The organism is Bradyrhizobium sp. CCGE-LA001 (assembly GCF_000296215.2).
Taxonomy (GTDB): Bacteria; Pseudomonadota; Alphaproteobacteria; order Rhizobiales; family Xanthobacteraceae; genus Bradyrhizobium.
Map to the genome: position 1 here is coordinate 3,120,329 of NZ_CP013949.1, position 25,958 is coordinate 3,146,286.

Here is a 25,958-nt window from a genome sequence, read left to right on the forward strand (position 1 = left end):
CAATCCGACTCTACGTCCCCGACGAAACGAAGAACAGTCTGACACCGAAAGGGAGTGAAACATGCTGAAATTGAAGACCACATTCCTCGCGCTGGCGCTGGCCGGCGCTGCGACGATGGCCACGGGCGTCGCCGCCGTTGCCCAGAAGGCGACGGTCGGCATCGCCATGCCGACCAAATCCTCGGCGCGCTGGATCGACGACGGCAACAACATGGTCAAGGTGCTGAAAGAGCGCGGCTACAACACCGACCTGCAATATGCCGAGGACGACATTCCGAACCAGCTCTCGCAGGTCGAGAACATGGTGACCAAGGGCGCCAAGGCGCTGGTCATCGCCGCAATCGACGGCACGACTCTGTCAGATGTGCTGAAGCAGGCAAAAGCAAAAGGCATCATCGTGATCGCCTATGACCGCCTGATCCGCGGCACGCCGAACGTCGACTATTACGCAACCTTCGACAACTTCCAGGTCGGCGTGCTCCAGGCGCAGTCGATCGAAAAGGGCCTCGGCCTGAAGGAGGGCAAGGGACCCTTTAACATCGAGCTGTTCGGCGGCTCGCCCGACGACAACAACGCCTACTTCTTCTACAATGGCGCCATGAGCGTGCTGAAACCCTACATCGACAGCGGCAAGCTCGTCGTCGCCTCCGGCCAGATGGGCATGGACAAGGTCGCGACGCTGCGCTGGGACGGCGCCACCGCGCAGGCGCGCATGGATAATCTGCTCAGCGCCTATTACGGCAACAAGAAGATCAATGCCGTGCTGTCGCCCTATGACGGCATCTCGATCGGCATCATCTCCTCGCTGAAGGGCGTCGGCTATGGCAGCGCCGACCAGCCGATGCCGATCATCTCCGGTCAGGACGCCGAGGTGCCCTCAATCAAGGCGATGCTGCGGGGCGATCAGTATTCGACCATCTTCAAGGACACCCGCGACCTCGCCAAGGTCACGGCCGACATGGTCGACGCCGCGCTCGCCGGCAAGCAAGTCACTGTCAACGACACCAAGACCTACGAGAACGGCGTCAAGACGGTGCCGTCCTATCTGCTCAAGCCGGTCGTGGTCTACAAGGACAATTGGGAGAAGGAGCTGGTCGACAGCGGCTACTACAAGAAGTCGCAGTTCCAGTGAGGCTCTCCACTTTTCCTCTCCCTGCGTGCGGGAGAGCGAACTCTTGATGAGGCACGAAAGGCATGTCCACGAACTCGTCATGCCCGGGCTTGTCCCGGGCATCCACGTCCTTCCTCGCCGGGGCGTGTACGTGGATGGCCGGGACAAGCCCGGCCATGACGGCGCGGCGAAGAACTGGGATATGAAGCAATGACCGCCATGCTGGAGATGCGTAACGTCAGCAAGAGCTTTGCCGGTGTGCAGGCGCTGCGCGACGTCAACTTCTCAGTTCACGCAGGCCAGATCCACGCGCTCGTCGGCGAGAACGGCGCCGGCAAGTCGACGCTGATGAAGGTGTTGAGCGGGGTCTATCCGCACGGCAGCTATGAAGGTACCATCGTCTTCGAGGGCGAGGAGCGTCGCTTCCGCGACATCAACGATTCCGAGGCGCTCGGCATCATCATCATCCATCAGGAGCTGGCGCTGATCCCACTGATGTCGATCGCCGAGAACATCTTTCTGTCGCATCCGCCGTCGAAGCTTGGCATCATCGATCGCGACGAGGTCTACCGACGTACGCGGGAGCTGCTCGCGCAGGTCGGTCTGAAGGAATCGCCTGACACGTTGATCACTGATCTCGGCGTCGGCAAGCAGCAGCTGGTCGAGATCGCCAAGGCCCTCTCCAAGCGGGTGCGCATGCTGATCCTGGACGAGCCGACGGCGAGCCTCAACGAGGCGGACAGCGCCGCGCTGCTCGAACGCCTGATGACATTCCGCGAGCAGGGCATCGGTTCGATCCTGATCTCGCACAAGCTGAACGAGGTCGCCAAGGTCGCCGACCACATCACGGTGCTGCGCGACGGCCGCACCGTCGACAGCATCGATTGCCGTGCCGAGCCGATCCAGGAGGACCGCATCATCCGCAGCATGGTCAATCGCGATCTCGCTCACCGCTTCCCGGAGCGCAACGCGAAGATCGGTGAGGCCGTGCTCACCGTCGAGAACTGGTCGGTCTATCATCCCATTCATCCCGAACGGCAGGTGATCAAGAACGTCAATTTCAGCGTCAGGCGAGGCGAGGTCGTGGGCATCGCCGGCCTGATGGGTGCCGGTCGCACCGAATTTGCGATGAGCCTGTTCGGCCGCTCCTGGGGCACCAATATCACCGGCAGCCTCCGGCTCGAGGGCAGGGAGATGATGCTACCGAGCGTCGCGGCCGCGATCGACGCCGGCCTTGCCTATGTCACCGAGGACCGCAAGCAGCTCGGCCTTATCCTCGCCGACGACGTTCGCAAGAACATCACGCTGGCAAGCCTCGAGCAGGTCGCACCCAGACGGGTGATCGACGACATTGCCGAGCTGAAGGTCGCAAGCGACTACCGCAACCGCATGCGGATCCGCTGCTCAGACGTCTACCAGGAGACCGGCCAGCTCTCAGGCGGCAATCAGCAGAAAGTCGTGCTGTCGAAATGGCTGATGACCGATCCGAAAGTGCTGATCCTGGACGAGCCAACGCGAGGGATCGACGTCGGTGCCAAATACGAGATTTACTGTATCATCAACGAGCTGGCGGAGGCCGGCCGCGGCGTGGTGGTGATCTCCTCGGAAATGCCGGAGCTGCTCGGCATCTGCGACCGCATCTGCGTCATGAACGAGGGCGCCTTCGTCGGCGAATTCGGGGGATCCGAGGCGACGCAGGAAAAGATCATGCGCGCGATCATGCGCAACGAACGAAGCATTGGGAACGCCGCGCCCGTAGCCGCGGATATGGGAGGAACGCAGCCATGACCGACAAGACGGTGTCGCTGCCCGAGGAGCGCCGCCACGGCAGCTTCATCAAGAACAACTTACGCAACTACGGCATGCTGATGTCGCTGATCGCGATCATGCTGTTCTTCCAGGTCATGACCGGCGGCACGCTGCTGCAGCCGCTGAATCTCACCAATCTCGTGCTGCAGAACAGCTACATCGTCATCATGGCGCTCGGCATGCTGCTGGTGATCGTCACCGGCCACATCGACCTCTCGGTCGGCTCGGTCGCCGGCTTCGTCGGAGCGGTAGCCGCCGTACTGATGGTGACCTACAAGGTCGACTACACGCTCGCCTTCATCGCCTGCCTGCTGGTCGGTGCCGCCATCGGCGCCGCGCAGGGCTATTGGGTGGCCTATTTCAAGATCCCGTCCTTCATCGTCACCTTGGCGGGCATGCTGGTGTTCAAGGGCCTCGCGCTCGCGGTGTTGCAGGGCCAGTCGCTCGGGCCGTTCCCGGCGACCTTCCAGAAATTGTCGTCGGGATTCATTCCCGAATTGCTGCCTGAGGCCGGCACGGTGCATCCGACCTCCATGCTGATCGGCGCGGTGCTCGCGCTTGGCCTTGTCTACGCCAGCGCCAAGAGCCGCTCGCGCGAACAGTCGCACGGCATCGAGGTCGAGCCTTATGCGTTCTTCCTCGGCAAGAGCGTTTTGCTCGCCTGTGCCGTGCTCTATTTCACCTATCTGATCGCCTCGCATCGGGGCCTGCCGAACGTGCTGGTGATCATGACGGCGCTGATCGCGCTCTACGGTTTCGTCACCCGCCGTACCGTGATCGGCCGGCAGATCTACGCGGTCGGCGGCAACGCCAAGGCGGCGAGCCTGTCCGGCATCAAGACCGAGCGGCTGACTTTCCTCACCTTCGTCAACATGGGTGTGCTCGCCGCGCTCGCCGGCCTCGTCTTCGCCGCGCGCCTCAACACCGCGACCCCGAAAGCCGGCCTCGGCTTCGAGCTCGACGTCATCGCCGCCTGCTTCATCGGCGGTGCCTCCGCCTATGGCGGGGTGGGGCGCGTCGGCGGCGCCGTGGTCGGCGCCATGATCATGGGCGTGATGAACAACGGCATGTCCATCCTGGGTATCGGCATCGACTATCAGCAGGTCATCAAGGGGTTGGTGCTGCTGGGTGCGGTGTGTATCGACGTGTATAACCAACGGCGGTAGCCCGCATTGGCGGTCTCGTTTCTGTATCCGCGAAACTGAAGTGGTGGGTTAGCTTCGCTAACCCACCCTACCAGTTACTGCGTGGTGAACAGCACCGTCGCGATCGCGACGGAGAGGCTCACCGCTGATACGGTCGCCACGGTCGAGAGCACGCCCATCCTTCTCAGCGCGATAGCAAACGCGATGATAATGGGCGTCGCGGTCATCAGTCCGATCTGTGCATCGCTCATATGGTCGTTCGCCGTCTCGTGGAAACGTCAAGTGCATCCATCCTATGACGGTGTGACTGCCGGATATTGCGTTAGCGCAAACGTCGCGCCGCTGCTCTCTTTGTGCAGCGACAAAGTGGAACCGTGCCGTCGGAGTATCTTCTTCGCATCCTGGATGCGGAAATCAGATGTCGGTCGCCGATTGCGAACAAGAGAAAGCCGGCTGGGGAATCTTCGAAGGCCTCCCTGGCGATCCCATGATTTGGGTGCTGATCTCCAGCGAGCTCGCCGCCTTCGGCCTGTTTCTCGGCGCCTTCATCGTCACCCGCGCGCTCCATCCTGCGATATTCGCGGCAGGCCAAGCTACGCTTGACGCCCATCTCGCCGGGATCAACACCGTCGTTCTGGTGACCAGCGGATGGGCCGCGGCCCGCGGGACGGCGGCCGCGCGTGCGGGCCGCAGGCAGGTGGCGCGCGGCTGGCTGTTCGGCGCGATGACGCTCGGCGGTTTATTCATCGCGGTCAAGCTGCTCGAATATGCAGGGGAAATCGCCAAGGGAAATGGCCTGGAAACCAGCGCGTTCTTCACCCTCTATTTTCTCCTCACCGGCTTTCATCTCCTGCATGTCGGCCTCGGCATCGTGATCCTGGCCGTCGTTTCCCGCAGTACCGAAGCGTCTAGCGTGGAGACGGGAGCCGCCTTCTGGCACATGGTCGATGTGCTCTGGGTCGTCATGTTCCCGATCATCTATCTGGTGCAGCCGTGATTCCGGATCGTCTCGACATCACCTGGATTGCGCTGATTGGTCTTGCGCTCGCGACCGTTGTTGTCCCACCATTTGTGCCGCGTCCGCTGCTTGCCAATGCCTTGCTCCTGGCATTCGCCGCCCTCAAGGGTCGCCGCATCGTGCTCGATTTCCTCGATCTTCGCTCTGCGCCCGCGCTCTGGCGCGGCCTCGTCAGCGCATGGATCGTCACCGTGCTGCTGCTTGCCTGGCTCGGATCCGCGGTCGTCGCCCTGTTCTGATGTGCTCATTGCGCCCTGACAAAGAACGGGGCGGCCGTATCGGCAATAAATCGCAGCATCGCTTCCTGCAGGAATCAAACCGGAAAGGATCGGCAATGGCTGAACGCCTGACCAAATCGGCCGCTCGAAACGTCTTCTACGGCGGCTCGGCCTTTTTCTTCGCCATCTTCATAGGGCTGACGGCGCACAGCCACTACTACATGAACACGACTTCGACTGACGCGAAGACGCTGACCTCGTCAGTCGCCCGGGGCAAGCATGTCTGGGAGAAGCACTCCTGCATCAACTGCCACACGCTGCTGGGCGAGGGCGCGTATTTCGCACCCGAGGTCGGCAACGTCTGGGATCGCTGGGGCGGCAACGAGGATCCGGCCGGCGCGCGCGAGGCGCTGAAGGCCTGGATGCAGGCACAACCTTCTGGTGCGCCGGGCCGGCGCCAGATGCCTCAGTTCAACCTCTCCGACCAGGAGCTCAACGATCTCGCCGACTTCCTGCAATGGACCTCGACGATCAAGCGCCAGGAATGGCCGCCGAACAAGGCCGGTTGAGCGCATCGCTTCCGCAATTCCTCAAGACAGAGAGCCTGAAATGAAATATCAGACCCAGAAAGTCGCGATGCTGTATTTCTACGGCGCGCTGATCCTGTTCCTCGCGCAGGTCCTGTTCGGCCTGGTCGCCGGAACGATCTACGTCCTACCCAACACGCTGTCGGCGCTCCTGCCGTTCAACATCGTCAGGATGATCCACACCAACGCGCTGATCGTGTGGTCGCTGATCGGCTTCATGGGCGCAACCTACTTCCTACTTCCGGAAGAGACCGAGACCGAGCTGTACAGCCCGCTGCTGGCAAAGATCCAGTTCTGGATGTTCTTCGGCGCAGCGGGTGTGGCCGTCGTCGGCTATCTCTTCCACTACCATGAGGGCCGCGAGTTCCTCGAGCAGCCCTTCATCATCAAGGTCGGCATCGTCGTCGTCTGCCTGATGTTCCTGTTCAACGTGACGATGACGGCGCTGAAAGGTCGCAAGACCACGGTCACCAACATCCTGCTGTTCGGGCTGTGGGGCGTTGCGATCTTCTTCCTGTTCGCCTTCTACAATCCAATCAATCTGGCGGTCGACAAGATGTACTGGTGGTACGTCGTCCATCTCTGGGTCGAGGGCGTCTGGGAGCTGATCATGGCCTCCATTCTCGCCTATCTGATGATCAAGCTCAACGGCATCGACCGCGAGGTGGTCGAGAAGTGGCTCTACGTCATCATCGGCCTTGCGCTGTTCTCGGGCATCCTCGGCACCGGCCACCATTTCTACTGGATCGGCGCGCCCGGCTACTGGCAGTGGATCGGCTCGCTGTTCTCCACGCTGGAAGTCGCTCCCTTCTTCACCATGGTGATCTTCACGGTGCAGATGACCTGGAAGGCCGGCCGCAAGCATCCGAACCGCGCTGCGCTGTTGTGGTCGGTCGGCTGCTCCGTGATGGCGTTCCTGGGAGCCGGCGTCTGGGGCTTCCTGCATACGCTGTCCTCGGTGAACTACTACACACACGGCACCCAGGTCACCGCTGCGCACGGCCATCTCGCCTTCTTCGGCGCCTATGTGATGCTGAACCTGTCAGTGATGGCCTACGCGATCCCGCAGCTGAAGGGACGTGCGCCCTACAATCAGTGGCTCTCGATGGCGAGCTTCTGGATCATGTGCACGGCGATGATGGTGATGACCTTCGCGTTGACCTTCGCTGGCGTGGTCCAGGTTCACCTCCAGCGCGTGCTCGGGCAGGGCTACATGGACGTGCAGGACCAGCTCGCGATGTTCTACTGGGTCCGGCTCGGCTCCGGCGTGTTCGTGGCGATCTCCGCGCTGATGTTCGTGTGGGCGGTGCTGGTGCCCGGCCGCGAGAAGCAGGCGACGATTTCTGCAGCACTGCAGCCCGCCGAGTAAATGCAGACGGCGGCCGCGGTTCGCCGCGGCTGCAAGCTTCCTGGAAATTCCGGAGAGATTATCATGAAACCCGCTCTTCACACCGTGACCTCCGCGCCAGCGTTTCCGGCCTATGTTCCATCCGGAAACGAATGCGAGCTGTTCGAGCACGCCTGGCGGCGCCGGCTACCGGTGCTGCTCAAGGGCCCGACCGGCTGCGGCAAGACACGTTTCGTCGCGCATATGGCGGCGCGACTAGGCCTGCCGCTTCACACCGTAGCCTGTCACGACGATCTCACCGCAGCCGATCTCACCGGCCGCTATCTGCTCCGCGGCGGCGACACCGTGTGGACCGATGGCCCGTTGACGCGTGCGGTTCACGAGGGTGGCATCTGCTATCTCGACGAGGTGGTGGAAGCGCGCAAGGATGTCACCGTGGTGCTCCATCCCCTGACAGACGACCGCCGCATCCTGCCGCTGGAGCGCACCGGTGAGGAGCTGGCGGCGCCAAACAGCTTCATGCTCGTCGTCTCCTATAATCCTGGCTACCAGACGCTGCTCAAGGCGCTGAAGCCGTCGACGCGGCAGCGCTTCGTCGCCATCGAATTCGGCTTTCTGCCGCCCGAGCAGGAGATCGCCGTCGTGTCCGCCGAAAGCGGACTGTCGCCGGAGCATGTGCGGCCGCTGGTCGGGCTGGCTGGTCGGCTGCGCGCGCTGAGGGGACACGATCTGGAGGAGGGCGTCTCGACCCGGCTCGTGGTCTATTGCGCGAGCCTGATCGGCGCGGGCACGCCGATTGCCGAGGCGGTGCTCGCCGGCATGATCGAGCCGCTTACTGACGATGCCGACGTCAAGGCCGCGCTGCTGGACGTCGCGCGTGCCGTGATCGGGTGAGGTCTTGCCATGCTCGACTTCCTCGAACTGGAGGAGACGGTCGGCCGCGCCTGGCACCGAATGGTCGGCGGCACCGCGAGCTATCCGGTTCACGACGATCACGCCGTTACGCTCGCCGAGGTGAAGAGCCGGCTCGCGGTGACGTTCCGTGCGCTCGGCGGCGAAACCGGTGTGCAGATCGCGAGCGCAGGCGCTCGACATTCCACCCACCGGCTCGGCTGGCGGCAGCGCATCGGTCTCGGCGACGAGCGCCTCGAGCAGCCCGGCCGCGACGCCGCGACCATCTTCCTGCCCGGCCGCATCGCGATCTTCGCCGACCGTGCGCTGAACGCATCGCTCTATCGCTGGCTTGCAGCCTGGTTCGCGGCTGCACCGGTCGAGACGATCGTGGAGGGCGATCCGCTGCGACGGGATCTCCTGGTGTTGCGCCGGGCGAGCGAGACTGCGGTCTGGGTGCTGACGCAATTCCCGGGGCTGGTCGCCGATTACGCGCAGCTCGCCGCGGCCACTGCCGAGGCCCGGCCTCGTCGCCCCTTGCCGCGCATCGAGCAGGAGATCGAGCAGATCGTCCTGGCCTTGCTCGGGGCCGGATCGGCGCCCGCAGGCAAGCTTTGGCCGGCGATGATGGGGACGGGTCTGCTGCCGGACAAGGCGCCGCCGGGCTATCGCTCGATCCTGCCGTGTCCGCTGTGGGGCGACTGCTGGACGCGCGAGCTCTCGCCCGCGCATGTCGGAGAGGACGAGTGTGCACCGGGCGCGGAGGCCGTAGCGAAGGATGATTGCAAGCGCTTCGCCGCCCGCGAACGCGAGGACAATGCCATCCGCCGCGATCCCTTTGTGCTCAATCGTTTCGAGAAGATCCTCGCGATGGCCGAGATGGTCAATGTCGACCGGCCCGCTGATGACAGTGAGGACGAGGATGCGCAGAAGGCAGCCGACGATCTCGAGGAGATCACGCTCAGCCGCCGCAGCGGCAAGCCGGCGACCCGGCTCAAATTCGATCTCGACCTTCCACCCGAGGCGCTCGATGCCTCTGCGCTGAATGCGGATCTCACCTATCCCGAATGGGACTACCGCAGCGGCGCCTATCTCCCCAATCATTGCCGCGTGCTCGCGGGTGCGGTTTCCGAAACCGGCGAGACCTGGGCGCCTGATGACGCCATGCGCCGGCACGTTCGCCAGGTGCGCCGCCGCTTCGAGGTGTTGCGTCCACGTCATGAATTGATGCGTGCGCAGGCCGACGGGCATGACCTCGACCTCGACGCGCTCGTCCGAGCGCGCTGCGATCTTCGTGCCGGCAGCAGCGCTGGTCTCGATCGCATTCACGTTGCGATGCGCCCGCAAGGGCACGACCTCGCCGTCACGCTGCTGGTCGACGTCTCGCTCTCCACCGACGCCTGGGTCGATGGCCATCGCGTGCTCGATGTCGAGAAGGAGGCGCTGCTCGTGCTCGCGCATGGGCTGTCGGCCTGCGGCGATCACCACAGCATCCTGACCTTCACGTCGCGCCGACGGTCCTGGGTGCGGCTCGAAACCGTCAAGGCCTTCGGCGAGCCGATGAGTGGTGCGGTGGAGCGCCGCATCGGCGCACTCAAGCCCGGCTATTACACCCGGATCGGCGCCGCGGTGCGCCACGCCGCAGCCGAGCTCGCGCGCCAGCCGCAGCGCAAGAAGCTGCTGCTCGTGCTCACCGACGGCAAGCCGAACGATGTTGATCATTATGAAGGCCGCTTCGCAGTCGAGGACACCCGCAAATCCGTGCAGGAGGCGCGCCGGCTCGGCATCGCCGCCTTCGGTGTGACCGTGGATGCGACGGCGCAATCCTATTTTCCCACCCTGTTCGGCCGCGGCGGCTACGCCATCGTCGGCAACATCAAGCGGCTGCCGGCGGCCTTGCCGGCGATCTACCGGCAGCTGGTTCATTGAACGAGGAGCGCAAAACCCGTGCGGCCTTGTTCGGAGTGAGCTATTGCTCATGATATGGGTATATGATCGAATGCCCCAATGGATCACGGCCGTTCAAAGCCCGACCTCATCATCTTCGACTGCGACGGCGTGCTGGTCGACAGCGAACTGTTGAGCTGCCGCTGCCTGTCCGAAGTGCTGGGCGAATTCGGCTTCGCGCTCAGCGAGACGCAGGCGCTCGAGCTCTTTCTCGGACGCAGCACCAAGGCGATCGAGCAGCATTATCGCGATCTCGGGCAGATCGTGCCCGATGGCTTCCTGCCGCGGTTGAAGTCGCGCGTGCTCGAGACGTTTGGCGCGTCACTCGACGCAATTCCCGGGGTGAAGGCGGTGGTATCAGAACTGACGGTTCCGTTCTGCGTGGCCTCGTCAAGTGATCTCGATCGCGTCGCGCTCTCTCTCGACGTTACCGGCTTGCGCGCGCATTTCGGCGACCGGATCTACACGGCCCAGATGGTCGAGCACGGCAAGCCCGCGCCCGATCTCTTTCTCTACGCGGCCGAGAGAATGGGCGCGCAAGCCGCGCGCACGCTGGTGATCGAGGACAGCGTCAGCGGCGTGCAGGCGGGGAAGGCGGCCGGCATGACCGTCTGGGGATTTGTCGGTGGAGGCCATTACGGCGACCGGGGCGGGCAGGCTATATTGTCCGCTGCCGGGGCCGATCGGGTGTTCGGACGCATGAGCGATTTCTGGAAGGGGACGTAAGGCGCGCATGGCCGCCGAGAACGAGAAATCAAGGCTCGACGACGCCGCGCGCGCCGGCTGGCTCTATTTCATTGCCGGCCATACCCAGGACGAGATCGCAAAGATGCTTCAGGTCTCGCGCGCCTCGGCGCAGCGGCTGGTGTCGCTCTGCCTCGCCGAGCGGCTGATCACGTTTCGGCTCGAGCATCCCATTGCGGCCTGCATGGAACTGGCGGCGCGCCTGAAAGAGCGCTTTGATCTCGTCCATTGCGAGGTGGTGCCGGCCGACGCCGTGGCGCCGCAAGCCACCGCGGGCATTGCCGAGCGCTGCGCCAATTTGCTCGATTCCACGCTGCGCTCGGAGACGCCCGTCATCGTCGCGCTCGGCACGGGCCGCGCGGTGCGCGCCGCGGTCGAACGGGTCACCCCGATCGACCGGCCCAATCACCAGATCGTCTCGCTGGTCGGCAACATCTCCGCCGACGGCTCGGCGAGCTTCTACGACACGGTCGGCCGGCTCGCCGACCGCACCGGTGCGCGGCACTATCCGATGCCGCTGCCGTTCCTGATGTCTTCCGAGGACGAGCGCAACAAGATGGTCCGCATCGAGCCGATCGCCAAGGTGAAAGCGGTCGCGGCCAAGGCGGACTTGCGCCTCGTCGGCATCGGCCAGATGGACCAGAAGGCGCAGGTCCATGTCGACGGCTTCGTCACCCGGGACGAACTGTTCGAGATGATGCGACTGGGCGCCATCGGCGAGATCACCGGCTGGGCCTACGATTCCAAGGGCCGCCTGCTCAAGGCCGGCACCAACAAGCGCCTGACCAGCATCCCGCCGGAAGTCCCGGCCAAAACCACCACGATCGGTGCTGCGGTCGGTGCTGCAAAGGTCCAGGCAATCGCCGCGGCGCTGAGCGGCGGCCTGATCAATGGCCTGATCACCGACGAGACCACGGCACGGGCGATTTTGGAGCGATAGGCGCAAGTCGGCGCGGCAATGGCGCTCCGCTCCCTCTTCCGCTTCGCAGGATCTCGTACCACTCCCGCACCGCAGCACTCATAAGTTGCCGAAACGCCGACGCGCCTGCTTGACAAGCGTCGGCCCCAATGTTGAACATACGCCCAACGCGTGGGCATATGCTCAACGACGCGGCTTTAGGGAGGTCACCGTGAAACATGTCCTGGGCGCCGTCTGTGGCGCGTCCGCACTTTTGCTGGCCGTCCCCGCGATGGCCGAAACGACCCTGACCATCGCCACCGTGAACAATGGCGACATGATCCGCATGCAGGGGCTCACGAGCGAATTCACCAAGAAGAATCCCGACATCACCGTGAAATGGGTGACGCTGGAGGAGAACGTGCTGCGCCAGCGCGTCACCACCGATATCGCCACCAAGGGCGGCCAGTTCGACGTCCTCACCATCGGCACCTACGAGGTGCCGATCTGGGCCAAGAAGGGCTGGCTGGTGCCGCTGGCCAACCTCGGCGCCGATTACGACGTCGCCGACCTCCTGCCCAAGATCAAGGACGCGGTCTCCACCGACGGCAAGCTCTACGCGGCGCCGTTCTACGGCGAGAGCTCGATGGTGATGTACCGCACCGATCTGTTCGAGAAGGCCGGCCTCAAGATGCCGGAGAAGCCGGCCTGGGATTTCGTGATCGACGCCGCCAAGAAGCTCACCGACAAGAGCACCGGCACCTACGGCATCTGCCTGCGCGGCAAGGCGGGCTGGGGCGAGAACATGGCCTTCCTGTCGGCCATGGCCAATTCCTACGGCGCGCGCTGGTTCGACGAGAAGTGGCAGCCGCAGTTCAACACGCCGGAATGGAAAACGACGCTCACGACCTACGTCAATCTCATGAAGGAAGCCGGTCCTCCCGGCGCGAGTTCCAACGGCTTCAACGAGAATCTGGCGCTGTTCAATGCCGGCAAATGCGCGATGTGGATCGACGCCACGGTCGCGGCGTCCTTCGTCACCAACCCGAAGGAGTCGAAGGTGGCCGACAAGGTCGGCTTCGCGCTCGCGCCCAATACCGGGCTCGGCAAGAACGCGAACTGGCTGTGGGCCTGGAATCTCGCGATTCCCGCCGGCTCGAAGAAGACGGAGGCGGCCGAGAAGTTCATCGCCTGGGCGACGAGCAAGGACTACACCAAGCTCGTGGCGTCGAAGGAGGGCTGGGCCAACGTGCCGCCGGGCACGCGCACCTCGCTCTACAACAACGAGGACTATCTGAAGGTCGCTCCCTTCGCCAAGCTGACGCTGGCCTCGATCGATGCGGCCGATCCGAACAAGCCGACGGTGAAGCCGGTGCCTTATGTCGGCGTGCAATATGCCGCGATCCCCGAATTCCAGGGCATCGGCACCCAGGTGGGCCAGCAGTTCTCGGCTGCGCTCGCGGGATCGATGACCGTCGATGCGGCGCTGACGGCGGCGCAATCGGCGACCGAGCGCGAGATGAAGCGCGCCGGCTACATCAAGTGAATCCGGGCTCTTCCTCCTGAGCTCAGACTCGCGGCCATCCGCCATTCCGGATGGGTGGCCGCCTTTTCCCAAGGTTTCATTTTGACGCGTTTTCTTGCCGCGAACCGGTCTGCACTTCGCTGGAAAACGCTCTGAAGGAGAAGTCAGGGATGGCAACCCGGCAGACGCAGCTTCTTGCGCGCTCGCTCCTGACGCCGGCCGTCGGGCTGCTCTTCATCTGGATGATCGTCCCGCTCGCGCTGACGATCTATTTCTCGACGCTGCATTACAGCCTGCTCGATCCCGGTTCGGAATCCTTCGTCGGCCTGGAAAATTTCCGCTACTTCCTCACCGATCCCGCCTTCCTCGCTTCGCTCCAAAATACCCTGGTGCTGGTCGGCTCGGTGCTGGCGCTCACTATCCTGCTCGGCATTCCCTTGGCGCTGCTGATGGACCAGCCGGTGATCGGACGCAATTTCGTCCGGCTGATGGTGATCGCGCCGTTCTTCGTGATGCCCACGGTGAGCGCGCTGGTCTGGAAGAACCTGCTGATGCATCCGGTCTCCGGCCTGTTCGCCTGGCTTGCCTCGCTGTTCGGCCTGACTCCGATCGACTGGTTCAACGACGTGCCGCTGCTCGCGGTCATCCTGATCGTGACCTGGCAATGGCTGCCGTTCGCAACCTTGATCCTGCTCACCGCGCTGCAATCGCTCGACGAGGAGCAGAAGGAAGCCGCCGAGATGGATGGCGCCAGCGCCGTCTCGACCTTCATCTACATCACGCTCCCGCACCTTGCGCGTCCCATCACCGTGGTGATCCTGATCGAGACCATCTTCCTGCTCACGGTGTTCGCGGAGATCTTCGTCACCACCGGCGGAGGACCGGGCCTGCAGACCACCAACATCGCCTTCCTGATCTATGCGCAGGCACTGATCCAGTTCGACGTCGGCAGCGCCTCCGCAGGCGGCCTCGTTGCCGTCGTGATCGCCAATATCGTCGCCTTCTTCCTGGTCCGCATCGTCGGCCGCAATTTGGAGGCCTGACATGGCACGGATGGCGACGACGCGGCGGGTGGTGGTCTCGACGATCGGGGCTTGGTTCTTCGGCTTCCTGATCTTCTTCCCGATCCTGTGGATGGTGCTGGCGAGCTTCAAGACCGAGCTCGAGGCCTTCGCCGTACCGCCGTCGTTCCTGTTCTTCCACTGGACCACGGAGAACTACGCAACCGTGCAGGAGCGCAGCGACTATCTGCACCACGCGATGAACTCGATCATCATCGCCGGCGGCTCGACGCTGATTGCGCTCCTGATCGCCATTCCCGCCGCCTGGTCGATGGCGTTCTCGCCGACCAAGCGCACCAAGGACATCCTGCTCTGGATGCTCTCGACCAAGATGATGCCGCCGGTCGGCGTGCTGGTGCCGATCTATCTGATCTACAAGTCCTTCGGCCTGCTCGATTCCCGCATCGGCCTCGTCTTCATCCTGTGCCTCGGGAATTTGCCGATCGTGATCTGGATGCTCTTCACCTATTTCAAGGAGATCCCGCGCGACATCCTGGAGGCTGCGCGCATGGACGGCGCCACCATCGGTCGCGAGCTCGTCTATGTCCTGACGCCGATGGCGATCCCGGGACTTGCATCCACGATGCTGCTCAATTTGATCCTGGCATGGAACGAGGCGTTCTGGACGCTCAACCTGTCGACCTCGAACGCCGCGCCGCTCACCACGTTCATCGCGTCCTATTCGAGCCCGGAAGGGCTGTTCTGGGCAAAGCTGTCGGCGGCCTCGACGCTGGCGATCGCGCCCATTCTCGTCCTCGGTTGGTTCAGCCAGAAGCAGCTCGTGCGCGGGCTCACCTTCGGCGCGGTGAAGTAGGGGGCTGCCGGATCATGGGTCACATCACACTTCAGGGCGTGCAAAAGTCCTTCGGTCCCGTGCACATCATCAAGGGCGCCGACCTCGACATCGCCGACGGCTCCTTCGTGGTGTTCGTCGGACCCTCCGGCTGCGGCAAGACCACGCTGCTGCGGCTGATCGCCGGGCTCGAAGACGTCTCGGGCGGCAATATCCTGATCGACGGAAAGAACGTCGTCGACACGCCGCCGGCCAAGCGCGGGCTCTCGATGGTGTTCCAGTCTTACGCGCTGTATCCACACATGAGCGTGCGCGGCAATATCGGCTTCGGCCTGAAGATGGCGGGCCTTGCCAAGGACGAGATCAATCGCAAGGTCGAAGCGGCCGCCGCGACGCTCAACCTCACGCCCTATCTCGATCGTAAGCCGCGCGAGCTCTCCGGCGGCCAGCGCCAGCGCGTCGCGATCGGACGCGCCATCGTCCGCGAGCCAAAGGCGTTCCTGTTCGACGAGCCGCTCTCCAACCTCGACGCGGCGCTGCGCGTGCAGATGCGCATCGAGGTGACGCGGCTGCAGAAGCAGCTCGGCACCACCGCGATCTACGTCACCCACGACCAGGTCGAGGCCATGACCATGGCCGACAAGATCGTCGTGCTCAACGGCGGCAAGATCGAGCAATATGGCTCGCCGCTCGAGCTCTATGAACGGCCCGCCAACCTGTTCGTCGCCGGCTTCATCGGCTCGCCCAAGATGAATTTCGTCACTGGCGAGCCCGCCTTGCAGAAGGGGGCCGCGACGATCGGCGTCCGGCCGGAGCATCTCAAGATCGAGCGCGACGGCGGCGGCGGCTGGCAAGGGACCATCGCGGTGGCCGAGCATCTCGGCAGCGATACCTTCCTTTACGTCGATGCCGGAGCGCTCGGCATGCTGACGGCGCGCTACATCGGCGAATTGAGCCTGCATGCCGGCGACCGCGTGTCGCTGGCTCCGGACCCTGCGCGCATTCATCGCTTCGATGAGAGCGGCAACGCGCTTCGGGGCTGACAAGAAACGGCAAGAGAACGGAAACCAAGATGTACCTGGACAAATTCAAGCTGAGCGGCAAGACCGCGTTCATCACCGGCGGCGGGCAGGGCATTGGGCTTGCCTGCGCCGAAGCGCTCGCCGAGGCTGGCGCGAGGGTCATCATCGGCGACCGCGACGGCAAGGTTGCGGACAGTGCAAAGGCCAGCCTCAAGGCCCAGGGCTACGACATCGAGACCGCGATCATGGACGTCACCGATACCAAGCGTGTGGCGGAGGTTGCCGGCGAGCTCGTCGCCCGTCACGGCAAGGTCGACATTCTCGTCAACAATGCCGGCATCGCGCGCAGCGAGACCCCGGCCGAGACCGTCACCGACGAGCATTGGCTCAACGTCATCGACGTCAACCTGAACGGCACCTTTTGGTGCTGCCGCGAGTTCGGCAAGCATATGCTGAAGGCTGGAAGCGGCGCCATCGTCAATGTCGGCTCGATGTCGGGCTTCATCGTCAACAAGCCGCAGGAGCAGTGCTTCTACAACGCCTCCAAGGCCGGCGTGCATCATCTAACCAAGTCGCTCGCGGCCGAATGGGGTACGCGCGGCATCCGCGTCAACGCGGTGGCGCCGACCTATATCGAGACGCCGCTGAACGCTTTCGTGAAGAGCAATCCCAAGATGTACGACGCCTGGATCGGTGGAACCCCGATGGCGCGGATGGGGCAGGTCGAAGAGATCGCCTCCGTCGTGCTGTTCCTCTCGTCGGAGGCCGCGAGCCTGATGACCGGCAGCATCGTGCTGGTGGATGGCGGCTACACTTGCTGGTAGGCTTGCGTCACAATTGACGAAGCGACCGGGAGCGACAATGCCGCGAGCCTATATCGGCGTCGACGTGGGGACCACGAGCGCGCGGGCGGGGGTGTTCGACGAGGCCGGAACGCTGCTCGCGATGGCGCGGCATCCCATTCGGACGTGGCACGAGGCCGGCGACATCGTCGAGCAGTCGTCCCAGGACATCTGGGAGGCCTGCGCGATATCGGTACGCGCGGCCATGACGGAATCCGGCATCGCGCAGGAGAGCGTCGGCGGCATCGGCTTCGATGCCACTTGCTCCCTAGTGGTGCTCGACAAGGCCGGCGAGCCGGTCACCGTCAGTGCCTCCGGCGATCCGCAGCGCAACGTCATCGTCTGGATGGACCATCGCGCTACCGCCGAGGCGCGGCTGATCAACGAGACCGAAGATGCCGTGCTGCGCTATGTCGGCGGCTCGATCTCGCCCGAGATGGAGATGCCGAAGCTGTTGTGGCTGAAGCGGCATCTTCGTGGCAGTTTCGACGCTGCCGGTCATTTCTTCGATCTGGCGGATTACCTGACCTGGCGCGCGACCGGCTCGCTCCAGCGCTCGACCTGCACCGTCACCTGCAAATGGAACTATCTCGCGCATGATGACAGCTGGAGTGCGCCATTCTTCAAGCGCATCGGGCTGTCGGATTTCGTCAGCGAGGCGTATGCCCGGATCGGCACCGAGATCGTCGCCCCGGGCACGCGGCTCGGTGCGGGTCTCACTCGCTCGGCAGCGGACGAGCTCGGCCTGTCACCGGCCACGCCGGTCGGCGCCTCCCTGATCGACGCCCATGCCGGCGGCATCGGTGCGATCGGCGGACGCGACGGATCGGGTGGCGCGGCGGATGCCTGCGATCGGCTTGCCTACATCATGGGAACGTCGGCCTGCATCATGGCGACGACGAAGCAGCCGTGCTTCGTGCCGGGCGTCTGGGGCCCTTATTATTCCGGCATGGTGCCGGACTTCTGGCTCAATGAGGGCGGCCAGTCGGCCGCGGGCGCCGCAATCGACCATCTGCTCAAATCGCATCCTGGACATGCCGAGGCGAGTGCGTCGGCGCGCAACGAGGGGCTCGACCTCATCGACTTCCTCGAGCGCCGCATCATCGCGCGCGCTGGCGATGCCAGCCGCGCCGCGCTGCTCGCCCGTGATGTCCATGTCCTACCTGAATTCATCGGCAACCGCTCGCCCTATGCCGATCCCGATACGCGCGCGGTGATCACCGGCCTCGATCTCGATACCGACGTCGCATCAATGGAACGTCTCTTCGTCGCAGGCCTGTGCGGGCTAGCCTACGGGCTTGCCGAGGTGATCGAGGCCTTTGCCGCGCATGGCGTCCGCTCCAGCATCATGATCATGGGCGGCGGCGCGAGCCGCAGCCCCTTGGTGCGGCAGATCATGGCCGATACGACCGGCCTGACGGTCGCGCTGCCGCAGACTAAAGAGCCGGTGCTGCTGGGCGCCGCGATGCTGGGCGCGGTCGCCGGCGGCGCCTATGCCTCGATCGGCGAGACCATGGCGAAAATGTCGGCGCTGGGACGGAAGAGCGAGCCGACCGCGCCCGATATGGCCGCCTTTCACGCCCGCAAGCGCGAGGTCTACAAGCTGCTGCGCGAGGTCGATCGCGGCAGCCGCGCGGCGATGCGCGAAAGCGCGAGAGGTTGAAACGAATGCTGATAACGAGCGGCGATGCGCTGATCGACTTCGTGCCGACGCGAAACGCCGACGGCCGCGACGCGGTGATGCCGGCGGTCGGCGGCTCCTGTCTCAACGTCGCGATCGGCATGGCGCGGCTGGGTGCGCCGACGGGCTTCGTCGGCGGCATCTCGACCGATCTGTTCGGGCGCATGATCGCGGATCACGCCGCGGCCTCCAAGGTCGACCTCAGTCTCGCTACCCGCGGCGATCATCAGACCACGCTCGCCTTCGTCCGCATCGTTGCGGGCGAGTCGCATTATGCCTTCTACGATGCCGAGACCGCGACGCGGGAATGGACCTATCGGCGCGGAACAATTCCGCTCGGCGGTATCGAGGCGCTGCATGTCGGCTCCACCACGCTGGTCAACGACCGGGGCGCGGCGGAGACGACAGCGCTGATCGCGGATGCGCGGGCATCGTCGACGATCTCCTTCGATCCGAACTGTCGCCCCAACCTCGTCAAGGATAAGCCGGCCTATCTCGCGCGCATGGCCGCGTTTGCCGCGATTGCCGATCTCATCAAGATGTCTGACGTCGATTTTACCTATCTGTTCGGCGACGAGCCATATCAGCAGCGGGCGACTAGGCTGCTCGGGCAGGGCGCGAGCCTCGTCGTCATCACCCGCGGCAACGATGGCGCGATGGCCTGGCACGCGGGAGCAGGGCAGATCGAGGTCGCCTCGCCCAAGGTCGAGGTGGCCGACACGATCGGGGCCGGCGACAGCTTTCAGGCCGCGCTGTTGTACGCCCTGCACAAGCAGGGTCGCATCGCCCGGCAAGCCCTGAAGGACATCGGTGCCGACGAACTCCGTCGCGCGCTGTCCTTCGCCGCCAATTGCGCCGGCCTCACATGCACTCGTCCGGGCGCCGATCCGCCCTGGAGCTATGAGGTGACTTGGAGCTTGTAGCGCGGCCTCACATCCGCGCGACGGCCTTCTCGGCGCATTTCAGGAAGGTCCCGATCAGCGGGCTCTGCGAGTCCCGCCGCCAGCAGACGGCGATGTCGAGGGAGTCGGTGACGTCACGCAGAGGCCTGAACACGACGCCGCGTGGTGCGCCGAGCTGCGCGCAGGCCGGCAGGATGGCGAGGCCCTCGCCGGCCAGAACCAGGCTCATCGCCGAATGCACGGTCTCCACCCTGCTGGCGATCGGCATCACGACCTGGTGCCGACGCAACAAGGGGACGACTGCGGAGGAGGCGGGCCCATGGTCCGGATGCGGGAGCGCGATCAGTGGACGGCCCTGCAGCCGGGCCATTGGCACGGAGCTCAGACGGGCGAGTGGGGAGCGGATCGGTATGGCCAGCATGAAAGGCTGCGAACCGATCCGTGCCACCTGGATTTCGGGATGGTTGATTGCGGGCATGCACAGCGCGACCGTGACGCTGCGATCGAGCACCCGAGCCTCCCGCGTCGAGGCGCTGAGCTCGGCGAAGCCGAGGTCGACGCCGGGAACCGCGCGGCGCAGCTCGGGGATCAGCCGCGGCAGCATCGCATTCGCCAGCACGAACATGTAACCCACCGATAGCCGGCCGCGCCGCCCCGAAGCAACGGCGCGCGCGGCCTCGGCGCCGTCGGCCGCAAGGGCGAGCGCTTCGCTTGCGCGCGCCAACAGCGCCTGACCCGCCTCCGTCAGATCGATGCCGCGAGTCCCGCGGAGGAAGAGCGGCGCGCCGATCTCTGCTTCGAGCTTGCGGATCTGAACCGAAAGCGGCGGCTGCGCCATCCGGAGCCGCTCGGCGGCTTTGCCGATGCTGCGCGCCTCGGCGACGGCGACGAAATAGCGGAGCCGGCGAAGATCCATTGGCATACCGTGAATGTATGGGTTAGCGCCCAAAATCGTATTGGACGGGAGGGTAACAGAACTGTCATTCTCGCTGCCGATGCAATGCTTGGGCCACCGACGGCCTCCCCTCGGAGCGCGATTGACGATGAACGGCGATCCCTGTCTCTTGTCCGCAACCGAGCTGCGCGGCCTCATCGCCGGAAAGCGGATTTCGCCAGTCGAGATCGTTCGTGCCGTGCTCGCGCGGGCGGAGGCACTCCAGCCCGAGCTGAACTGCTTTATCACGCTGTGCGGTGACGAGGCGATCGCGGCGGCGCGCGAAGCCGAGCGCAAAATGATGGCCGGCGAGCCGCTCGGCCTGCTGCACGGCATCCCCGTCACCGTCAAGGACATCGTCAACACAAAGGGCGTCAAGACCACTTTCGGCGCGGTTCCCTACAAGGACAATGTGCCGAACGAGGATACCGTGGCGGTGGCGCGGCTGCGCAGCGAGGGCGCGATCCTGATCGGCAAGACCACGACGCCGGAGTTCGGCAGCAAGTGCCTGACGGACTCGCCCTTGTTCGGCCGCACCCGCAACGCGTGGAGTGCGGAACGTTCCTCCGGCGGCTCCAGCGGCGGTGCGGCGGTGGCCGTTGCGAGCGGCATCGCGCCGCTTGCGATCGCGACCGACGGCGGCGGCTCCACGCGAATTCCCGCCGCCTGCAACGGCGTGGTGGGCTTGAAGCAGAGCAACGGCGTGATCCCGCACAGCCAGGCGATGGACGCGTTCGGCAACCAGACCTATGTCACCCCGACCACGCGCACCGTCGCCGACACCGCGCTGATGATCCAGGCGATGGCCGGCGAGGATGCCTGCGATCCCTGGTCCATTGGCGTCCCCGTGCCCGACTTCATCGGCACCGCCGCCCCGCGCGGCGATCTGCGCGGGCAGAAGATCCTGCACTGCCTGACGCCGCCCGGTCGTCCGGTGTCGGCGGATGTCGCTGCCAGCTTCAAGGCGAGCCTCGACCTTCTGGCGGGGCTCGGCGCCGAGCTCGAGGAATTCTCCGGCGACGGCTTTGACATCGAGCCGATCTGGCGCGCCATCAACCACACCGTCTGGCGCACGCGCTTTGCGAAGCTCGCGACCGAGCACAGGGACGAGCTGAGCGAGGCATTTCTCAAGCAGCTTGCGCTCGCGACCGAGGTCAGCGGCATCGACTATCAGGAGGCGATGTTCGCGCGCACCGCGCTGTTCCGCCGGGTGCAATCGCTGCTTGCGCGCGGGCACCTGCTGGCGATGCCGACCCTGACCCGCACCGCGCTGCCGATCGAGCAGGATTTGTTCGGCCGAATCGAGATCGACGGCGAGCATTTCGACAGCGTCCGGCCGCATTGGTTCCCCTGGACCATGCCGTTCAATATGACCGGCCATCCCGCCGTCAGCCTGCCCTGCGGCTTCGGCCGCGATGGCCTGCCGATCGGGCTGCAGCTCGTCGGCCGTTTCCGCGGCGACGCCGAATTGCTGCGCGTGAGCGCGCTGTTCGAGGCGTCGAGTGACCTTCTGTCCCGTCGGCCGGCTTGAGGAGACGGACATGCTGCAAAGAGCTTGCCTCCGCCGTCCAGACATGTTGATCGTGCCGCGGGTGAGCCCTGAAGCCGAGCACGCATGAGCGTCTTTGTCCTCCGACGTCTGTTGACCTTGCTGGCGACGCTGGTCGGTGCATCGCTGATCATCTTCCTGGTGCTCGATGCGCTCCCCGGCAACGCCGCGCAGATGCTGATGGGCGCCGACGCCTCGCCGGACGCGGTCCGCGCGCTCACCGTCAAGCTCGGCCTCGACCAACCGCTGGCGGTTCGCTACCTGCAATGGATCAAGGGACTGCTGTCCGGCGACCTCGGCAACTCCTATGTCTACGGCACGCCGGTCGCGAGCCTGATCGCAGAGCGGCTGGTGCTGACCGTTCCGCTCGCGATCATGGCCATGACCGTCACGGTGACGCTGGCGCTCTCCGCCGGCATCTACACTGCCGCCAACCACAACAAGCTCGGCGATGTCGGCGTGATGTCGCTGACTCAGGTCGGCATCGCGCTGCCGAACTTCTGGTTCGCGATCCTCCTGGTGCTGCTGTTCTCGGTGCGGCTGCAATGGCTCTCGGCGGGCGGCTTTGCCGGCTGGGAGGACGGCATCTGGCTGGGCGTCAAGTCACTGCTGCTGCCGGCAATCTCGCTCGCGGTGGTGCAGGCTGCGATCCTCGCGCGCGTCACGCGCTCAGCCGTGCTGGAGGTGCTGCGCGAGGACTTCGTCCGCACCGCGCGCGCAAAAGGGCTCGGCAAGCGCGAGGTGCTGTGGCGCCACGTGCTGCGCAACGCCATGATCCCCGTGATGACGGTGATGGGGCTGCAATTCGCCAATCTGCTCGCCGGCACCATCGTGATCGAGAACGTGTTCTACCTGCCGGGCCTCGGGCGGCTGATCTTCCAGTCGATCGCCAACCGCGACCTGATCGTGGTGCGCAACTGCGTGATGCTGCTGGCGACCATGGTGGTCATCGTCAATTTCGTCGTCGACGTGCTCTACGCCTTCATCGATCCCCGCATCAAGGTCCACGATCTGTGAGCGCGCCCATGACCATCGACGCGCCGCTCGCGACGCGGCCGCTGCCGGGCCGAACGTTCTGGCGTCGCGCGCTGCGCCATCGAAGCTTCGTGCTCGGCGCCACGCTGAGCCTGCTGGTGCTCGCCTCGGCGCTGCTGTCGCTGGTGTGGACGCCCTGGTCGCCCTATGAGATCGACATTGCCTCGAAGCTGCGGCCGCCGTCGGCCGCACACTGGCTCGGCACCGATTCCTTCGGCCGCGACATCGTCTCGCTGCTGCTCGCCGGCGCGCGTTCGACCATCATGGTCGGCATCATCGCGGTGAGCATCGGCCTCACCTTCGGCGTCTGCCTCGGTCTGATCGCCTCGGCGAGGCGCGGCTGGACCGAAGAGATCATCATGCGCTTCGCCGATTTCAGCTTCGCCTTTCCGGCCGTGCTGTCGGCGATCATGCTCGCCGCGGTGGCCGGGCCGGGCATGGTGACCTCGATCGTCGCGATCGGGATCTTCCAGATCCCGACCTTGACCCGGCTGACGCGCGGTTCGGCCAACGCGATCTGGGCACGCGAATTCGTGCTGGCCGCGCGCGCGGCGGGCAAGGGGCGCTTCCGCATCACGATCGAGCATGTGCTACCGAATATCCTGTCGATCCTGATCGTGCAGGTCACCATCCAGTTCGCGCTCGCCATTCTCGCCGAAGCCGCGCTGTCCTATCTCGGTCTCGGTACGCAGCCGCCGCAGCCGTCCTGGGGACGGATGCTGAACGATGCGCAGACACTGCTGTTCCAGTCGCCGATGCTCGCAGTCTATCCGGGTGTCGCAATCGCCATTGCCGTGCTCGGCCTCAATCTCCTTGGTGACGGATTGCGCGACCTGCTAGATCCCAGACTGGCGCGGGAGCGGTGAAGATGGCCCATTCCGCAACGGCGCCGCTGATCGAAGTCGCCAATCTGGGCGTCCGCCTCAACACCAGCCGCGGGCCCGCGCAGGCCGTGCGCGGCGTCAGCTTCGCGCTCAAGCGCGGCGAGACGCTCGGTCTCGTCGGCGAATCCGGTTGCGGCAAGTCAGTGACGGCCTTGTCGCTGATGGGCCTGCTGCCTGATAGTGCGGTCGTCAGCGGCAGCATCAAGCTGGATGGCGACGAGCTCGTCGGGCTCTCCGATGCCGATTATTGCCGCCTGCGAGGCAACCGCATCAGCATGATCTTCCAGGAGCCGATGACCGCGCTCAACCCGATGCACACGATCGGCAACCAGGTCGCCGAGCCGCTGCGGCGTCACAAGAAATATTCGGCCTCGCAGGCGCGGCGCGAGACCATCGCCTTGCTCGACCGCGTCGGACTGCCCGATCCGGCGCGGCGGGTCGATGCCTATCCGCACCAGTTTTCCGGCGGCCAGCGCCAGCGCATCACCATCGCGATGGCGCTCGCCTGCGAGCCGGATCTGTTGATCGCGGACGAGCCGACCACCGCGCTGGACGTCACCATTCAGGGCCAGATCCTCGACCTCATCGCCGATCTCGTCGAGGAGCGCGGCATGTCGATGATCCTGATCTCGCACGATCTGGGCGTCATCGCCGAGAACGTGCAGCGCATGATGGTGATGTATGGCGGCACCGTCGTCGAAAGCGGGCCGACCGACGAGGTGTTCCGCCGCATGGGCCATCCCTATACGCAGGGCCTGTTCCGCGCCCGGCCCAAGCTCGGCGCGCGCAAGGGGACGCGGCTGAAGACGATCTCGGGCACGGTGCCGGAGCTGGCCGATCTGCCGACCGGCTGCACCTTCTCCGATCGCTGTCCGCTCGTGATCGACCAGTGCCGCGCCGCGCTGCCGCCGATGGTGGATGTCGGCCCCGGCCACTTCGTTCGCTGCATCAGAACGGACGTGTCGATGGCCGAACGCGTCGGAGCGCTGACCGCATGACCGCCGCTGCAGAGCCGCTTCTCGACGTGAAGGATCTGGTGCAGCGTTACACGCTGCCGCGCGAAAGTCTGTTCCGTCCGCCGGGGCAGGTGCGAGCCCTCAATGGCGTGAGCGTGCAGGTCCAGGCCGGCAAGAGCCTCGGCGTCGTCGGCGAGTCCGGCTCGGGCAAGTCGACCTTCGCGCGGGTCGTGATGGCGCTGGAGCGGCCGACGTCGGGCCAGGTCGCGCTGCTCGGCCGCGACCTCAACCGCATATCTGCCGACGAGCTGCGGCGTGCGCGCCGCGATTTCCAGATGGTGTTTCAGGATCCTTACGGCTCGCTCGATCCGCGCCAGACCATCGCCCGCATCGTCGCCGAGCCGCTGACCGTGCTCGAGGGCGCCGACCGCACCACGTTCCGCGACCGCGTCGCTGCGGTGCTGCGCCAGGTCGGCTTGCGCGATGCGGACATGGAGAAATATCCGCACGAATTCTCCGGCGGCCAGCGCCAGCGCATCGCCATTGCACGCGCGCTCATCACGCAGCCCAAGCTGATCGTCGCCGACGAGCCGGTCTCCGCATTGGACGTCTCCGTGCAGGCGCAGGTCTTGAACCTGATGCAGGATCTCCAGGAGCAATTCGGCCTCAGCTACATCCTGATCAGCCATGATCTCGCCGTCGTCGACTATCTCTGCGACGAGGTCGCTGTGATGTATCTCGGCCGCATCGTCGAGCAGGGGCGGCCGGAGGATCTGTTCGAGCGCTGCGCCCATCCCTATACGCGCGCGCTGCTGGATGCCGTGCCGCGGGCGCGCGCCGGCGACGGCCGGCGCAGGCGCGGCGCCCAGGCGATCGCCTCGCAAGCGGCGGCGGCGACCGGATGCCCCTATGTCTCGCGCTGTGCCCTTGCCGACCAGCATTGCCGCGAGGTTCCGCCTGAGTTACGCAAGGTGGGCGAGAGGCACTTTGCCGCCTGCCACAAGTCGGAAGCCGTGATGGCGTTGCCGCAAGCGGCCATGGAAGGTTAGTGTCTGGGG

General features: G+C 65.0%; 25 protein-coding genes. 23 read left to right on the forward strand and 2 right to left on the reverse strand.

The annotated features are described in order from the left end of the window. Positions 1-61: 61 nt before the first annotated feature. From chvE to mmsB, 3 genes are all read left to right on the forward strand, one after another. Positions 62-1,132, forward strand: coding sequence for a multiple monosaccharide ABC transporter substrate-binding protein (chvE, locus tag BCCGELA001_RS14480; RefSeq protein ID WP_008554155.1), 1,071 nt, complete (start codon positions 62-64; stop codon positions 1,130-1,132). A 189-nt stretch (positions 1,133-1,321) separates the two neighbouring features. Beyond that, positions 1,322-2,899: a multiple monosaccharide ABC transporter ATP-binding protein gene (mmsA, locus tag BCCGELA001_RS14485; protein ID WP_060735613.1), complete on the forward strand. Its 1,578-nt coding sequence runs from the start codon at positions 1,322-1,324 to the stop codon at positions 2,897-2,899. Next, positions 2,896-4,086: a multiple monosaccharide ABC transporter permease gene (gene mmsB, locus BCCGELA001_RS14490; RefSeq protein ID WP_008554166.1), complete on the forward strand. Its 1,191-nt coding sequence runs from the start codon at positions 2,896-2,898 to the stop codon at positions 4,084-4,086. Before mmsA ends, mmsB begins: the two co-directional genes overlap by 4 nt. A 74-nt stretch (positions 4,087-4,160) precedes the next feature. Here mmsB and BCCGELA001_RS38320 read toward each other — a convergent pair whose 3' ends face one another. Beyond that, the gene (locus BCCGELA001_RS38320; protein ID WP_085965373.1) at positions 4,161-4,316 is read right to left on the reverse strand and encodes a hypothetical protein; all 156 of its coding nucleotides are present in this window, start codon (positions 4,314-4,316) and stop codon (positions 4,161-4,163) included. Between the two features lie 167 nt (positions 4,317-4,483). Here BCCGELA001_RS38320 and BCCGELA001_RS14495 point away from each other — a divergent pair, with 167 nt between their 5' ends. The 15 genes from BCCGELA001_RS14495 (at position 4,484) to BCCGELA001_RS14565 (ending at position 19,563) form a co-directional block, all read left to right on the forward strand. Beyond that, a complete protein-coding gene (locus BCCGELA001_RS14495; protein WP_008554175.1) occupies positions 4,484-5,062 on the forward strand; it encodes a cytochrome c oxidase subunit 3 in 579 nt (192 codons plus the stop codon). Continuing rightward, positions 5,062-5,322 (forward strand): cytochrome C oxidase subunit IV family protein, encoded by a 261-nt coding sequence (locus BCCGELA001_RS14500; protein WP_060737654.1) that lies wholly within the window; start codon positions 5,062-5,064, stop codon positions 5,320-5,322. The genes BCCGELA001_RS14495 and BCCGELA001_RS14500 overlap by 1 nt, the downstream gene beginning before the upstream one ends. A gap of 95 nt (positions 5,323-5,417) precedes the next feature. Further along, on the forward strand, positions 5,418-5,870 hold the full coding sequence (locus BCCGELA001_RS14505) for a c-type cytochrome (protein ID WP_008554178.1): 453 nt from the start codon (positions 5,418-5,420) through the stop codon (positions 5,868-5,870). A gap of 40 nt (positions 5,871-5,910) precedes the next feature. Further along, positions 5,911-7,257, forward strand: coding sequence for a cbb3-type cytochrome c oxidase subunit I (locus BCCGELA001_RS14510; protein ID WP_008554180.1), 1,347 nt, complete (start codon positions 5,911-5,913; stop codon positions 7,255-7,257). Positions 7,258-7,320: 63 nt separating this feature from the next. After that, the gene (locus BCCGELA001_RS14515; protein ID WP_008554182.1) at positions 7,321-8,130 is read left to right on the forward strand and encodes a CbbQ/NirQ/NorQ/GpvN family protein; all 810 of its coding nucleotides are present in this window, start codon (positions 7,321-7,323) and stop codon (positions 8,128-8,130) included. A gap of 9 nt (positions 8,131-8,139) precedes the next feature. Further along, positions 8,140-10,056: a nitric oxide reductase activation protein NorD gene (locus BCCGELA001_RS14520; protein ID WP_060735614.1), complete on the forward strand. Its 1,917-nt coding sequence runs from the start codon at positions 8,140-8,142 to the stop codon at positions 10,054-10,056. 78 nt (positions 10,057-10,134) lie between these two features. After that, positions 10,135-10,800 carry an HAD family hydrolase gene (locus BCCGELA001_RS14525; protein ID WP_060735615.1) on the forward strand — a complete coding sequence of 222 codons (666 nt, stop codon included), beginning with the start codon at positions 10,135-10,137 and terminating at the stop codon, positions 10,798-10,800. Between the two features lie 7 nt (positions 10,801-10,807). After that, complete coding sequence (locus tag BCCGELA001_RS14530) at positions 10,808-11,758, forward strand: sugar-binding transcriptional regulator (protein WP_060735616.1); 951 nt, start codon at positions 10,808-10,810, stop codon at positions 11,756-11,758. 250 nt (positions 11,759-12,008) lie between these two features. Next, positions 12,009-13,262 (forward strand): ABC transporter substrate-binding protein, encoded by a 1,254-nt coding sequence (locus BCCGELA001_RS14535; RefSeq protein WP_236840896.1) that lies wholly within the window; start codon positions 12,009-12,011, stop codon positions 13,260-13,262. A gap of 149 nt (positions 13,263-13,411) precedes the next feature. Further along, positions 13,412-14,284 carry a carbohydrate ABC transporter permease gene (locus tag BCCGELA001_RS14540; RefSeq protein WP_008554209.1) on the forward strand — a complete coding sequence of 291 codons (873 nt, stop codon included), beginning with the start codon at positions 13,412-13,414 and terminating at the stop codon, positions 14,282-14,284. A 1-nt stretch (position 14,285) separates the two neighbouring features. Next, positions 14,286-15,116, forward strand: coding sequence for a carbohydrate ABC transporter permease (locus BCCGELA001_RS14545; RefSeq protein ID WP_060735618.1), 831 nt, complete (start codon positions 14,286-14,288; stop codon positions 15,114-15,116). 14 nt (positions 15,117-15,130) lie between these two features. After that, the gene (locus tag BCCGELA001_RS14550; RefSeq protein ID WP_060735619.1) at positions 15,131-16,138 is read left to right on the forward strand and encodes an ABC transporter ATP-binding protein; all 1,008 of its coding nucleotides are present in this window, start codon (positions 15,131-15,133) and stop codon (positions 16,136-16,138) included. Positions 16,139-16,167: 29 nt separating this feature from the next. Then, a complete protein-coding gene (locus BCCGELA001_RS14555; RefSeq protein WP_008554218.1) occupies positions 16,168-16,941 on the forward strand; it encodes an SDR family NAD(P)-dependent oxidoreductase in 774 nt (257 codons plus the stop codon). A 37-nt stretch (positions 16,942-16,978) separates the two neighbouring features. Then, positions 16,979-18,622 carry an FGGY-family carbohydrate kinase gene (locus BCCGELA001_RS14560; protein ID WP_060735620.1) on the forward strand — a complete coding sequence of 548 codons (1,644 nt, stop codon included), beginning with the start codon at positions 16,979-16,981 and terminating at the stop codon, positions 18,620-18,622. Positions 18,623-18,627: 5 nt separating this feature from the next. Then, positions 18,628-19,563 (forward strand): carbohydrate kinase family protein, encoded by a 936-nt coding sequence (locus BCCGELA001_RS14565; protein ID WP_008554222.1) that lies wholly within the window; start codon positions 18,628-18,630, stop codon positions 19,561-19,563. 7 nt (positions 19,564-19,570) lie between these two features. Here the strand turns inward: BCCGELA001_RS14565 and BCCGELA001_RS14570 are convergent, their stop codons facing one another. After that, positions 19,571-20,458: a LysR family transcriptional regulator gene (locus BCCGELA001_RS14570; RefSeq protein ID WP_060735621.1), complete on the reverse strand. Its 888-nt coding sequence runs from the start codon at positions 20,456-20,458 to the stop codon at positions 19,571-19,573. 127 nt (positions 20,459-20,585) lie between these two features. On the opposite strand from BCCGELA001_RS14570, the gene BCCGELA001_RS14575 reads away from it, so the two are divergent. From BCCGELA001_RS14575 to BCCGELA001_RS14595, 5 genes are all read left to right on the forward strand, one after another. Beyond that, complete coding sequence (locus BCCGELA001_RS14575) at positions 20,586-22,007, forward strand: amidase (protein ID WP_060735622.1); 1,422 nt, start codon at positions 20,586-20,588, stop codon at positions 22,005-22,007. 84 nt (positions 22,008-22,091) lie between these two features. Then, positions 22,092-23,042, forward strand: a complete 951-nt coding sequence (locus BCCGELA001_RS14580) for an ABC transporter permease (RefSeq protein ID WP_060735623.1) — start codon at positions 22,092-22,094, stop codon at positions 23,040-23,042. Further along, entirely contained in the window at positions 23,039-23,926 is an 888-nt protein-coding gene (locus tag BCCGELA001_RS14585; RefSeq protein WP_008554244.1) for an ABC transporter permease, read from the forward strand. Before BCCGELA001_RS14580 ends, BCCGELA001_RS14585 begins: the two co-directional genes overlap by 4 nt. 2 nt (positions 23,927-23,928) lie before the next feature. Then, the gene (locus tag BCCGELA001_RS14590) at positions 23,929-24,942 is read left to right on the forward strand and encodes an ABC transporter ATP-binding protein (protein ID WP_060735624.1); all 1,014 of its coding nucleotides are present in this window, start codon (positions 23,929-23,931) and stop codon (positions 24,940-24,942) included. Further along, positions 24,939-25,949 carry an ABC transporter ATP-binding protein gene (locus BCCGELA001_RS14595; protein ID WP_060735625.1) on the forward strand — a complete coding sequence of 337 codons (1,011 nt, stop codon included), beginning with the start codon at positions 24,939-24,941 and terminating at the stop codon, positions 25,947-25,949. The genes BCCGELA001_RS14590 and BCCGELA001_RS14595 overlap by 4 nt, the downstream gene beginning before the upstream one ends. The last annotated feature ends 9 nt before the right edge of the window (positions 25,950-25,958 follow it).

Coding starts and splice junctions, on each gene's coding strand:
- chvE (WP_008554155.1), top strand. CDS start 62: ATGCTGAAATTGAAGACCACATTCCTCGCGCTGGCGCTGGCCGGCGCT.
- mmsA (WP_060735613.1), top strand. CDS start 1,322: ATGACCGCCATGCTGGAGATGCGTAACGTCAGCAAGAGCTTTGCCGGT.
- mmsB (WP_008554166.1), top strand. CDS start 2,896: ATGACCGACAAGACGGTGTCGCTGCCCGAGGAGCGCCGCCACGGCAGC.
- BCCGELA001_RS38320 (WP_085965373.1), bottom strand. CDS start 4,316: ATGAGCGATGCACAGATCGGACTGATGACCGCGACGCCCATTATCATC.
- BCCGELA001_RS14495 (WP_008554175.1), top strand. CDS start 4,484: ATGTCGGTCGCCGATTGCGAACAAGAGAAAGCCGGCTGGGGAATCTTC.
- BCCGELA001_RS14505 (WP_008554178.1), top strand. CDS start 5,418: ATGGCTGAACGCCTGACCAAATCGGCCGCTCGAAACGTCTTCTACGGC.
- BCCGELA001_RS14510 (WP_008554180.1), top strand. CDS start 5,911: ATGAAATATCAGACCCAGAAAGTCGCGATGCTGTATTTCTACGGCGCG.
- BCCGELA001_RS14515 (WP_008554182.1), top strand. CDS start 7,321: ATGAAACCCGCTCTTCACACCGTGACCTCCGCGCCAGCGTTTCCGGCC.
- BCCGELA001_RS14520 (WP_060735614.1), top strand. CDS start 8,140: ATGCTCGACTTCCTCGAACTGGAGGAGACGGTCGGCCGCGCCTGGCAC.
- BCCGELA001_RS14525 (WP_060735615.1), top strand. CDS start 10,135: ATGGATCACGGCCGTTCAAAGCCCGACCTCATCATCTTCGACTGCGAC.
- BCCGELA001_RS14530 (WP_060735616.1), top strand. CDS start 10,808: ATGGCCGCCGAGAACGAGAAATCAAGGCTCGACGACGCCGCGCGCGCC.
- BCCGELA001_RS14535 (WP_236840896.1), top strand. CDS start 12,009: ATGGCCGAAACGACCCTGACCATCGCCACCGTGAACAATGGCGACATG.
- BCCGELA001_RS14540 (WP_008554209.1), top strand. CDS start 13,412: ATGGCAACCCGGCAGACGCAGCTTCTTGCGCGCTCGCTCCTGACGCCG.
- BCCGELA001_RS14545 (WP_060735618.1), top strand. CDS start 14,286: ATGGCACGGATGGCGACGACGCGGCGGGTGGTGGTCTCGACGATCGGG.
- BCCGELA001_RS14550 (WP_060735619.1), top strand. CDS start 15,131: ATGGGTCACATCACACTTCAGGGCGTGCAAAAGTCCTTCGGTCCCGTG.
- BCCGELA001_RS14555 (WP_008554218.1), top strand. CDS start 16,168: ATGTACCTGGACAAATTCAAGCTGAGCGGCAAGACCGCGTTCATCACC.
- BCCGELA001_RS14560 (WP_060735620.1), top strand. CDS start 16,979: ATGCCGCGAGCCTATATCGGCGTCGACGTGGGGACCACGAGCGCGCGG.
- BCCGELA001_RS14565 (WP_008554222.1), top strand. CDS start 18,628: ATGCTGATAACGAGCGGCGATGCGCTGATCGACTTCGTGCCGACGCGA.
- BCCGELA001_RS14570 (WP_060735621.1), bottom strand. CDS start 20,458: ATGGATCTTCGCCGGCTCCGCTATTTCGTCGCCGTCGCCGAGGCGCGC.
- BCCGELA001_RS14575 (WP_060735622.1), top strand. CDS start 20,586: ATGAACGGCGATCCCTGTCTCTTGTCCGCAACCGAGCTGCGCGGCCTC.
- BCCGELA001_RS14580 (WP_060735623.1), top strand. CDS start 22,092: ATGAGCGTCTTTGTCCTCCGACGTCTGTTGACCTTGCTGGCGACGCTG.
- BCCGELA001_RS14590 (WP_060735624.1), top strand. CDS start 23,929: ATGGCCCATTCCGCAACGGCGCCGCTGATCGAAGTCGCCAATCTGGGC.
- BCCGELA001_RS14595 (WP_060735625.1), top strand. CDS start 24,939: ATGACCGCCGCTGCAGAGCCGCTTCTCGACGTGAAGGATCTGGTGCAG.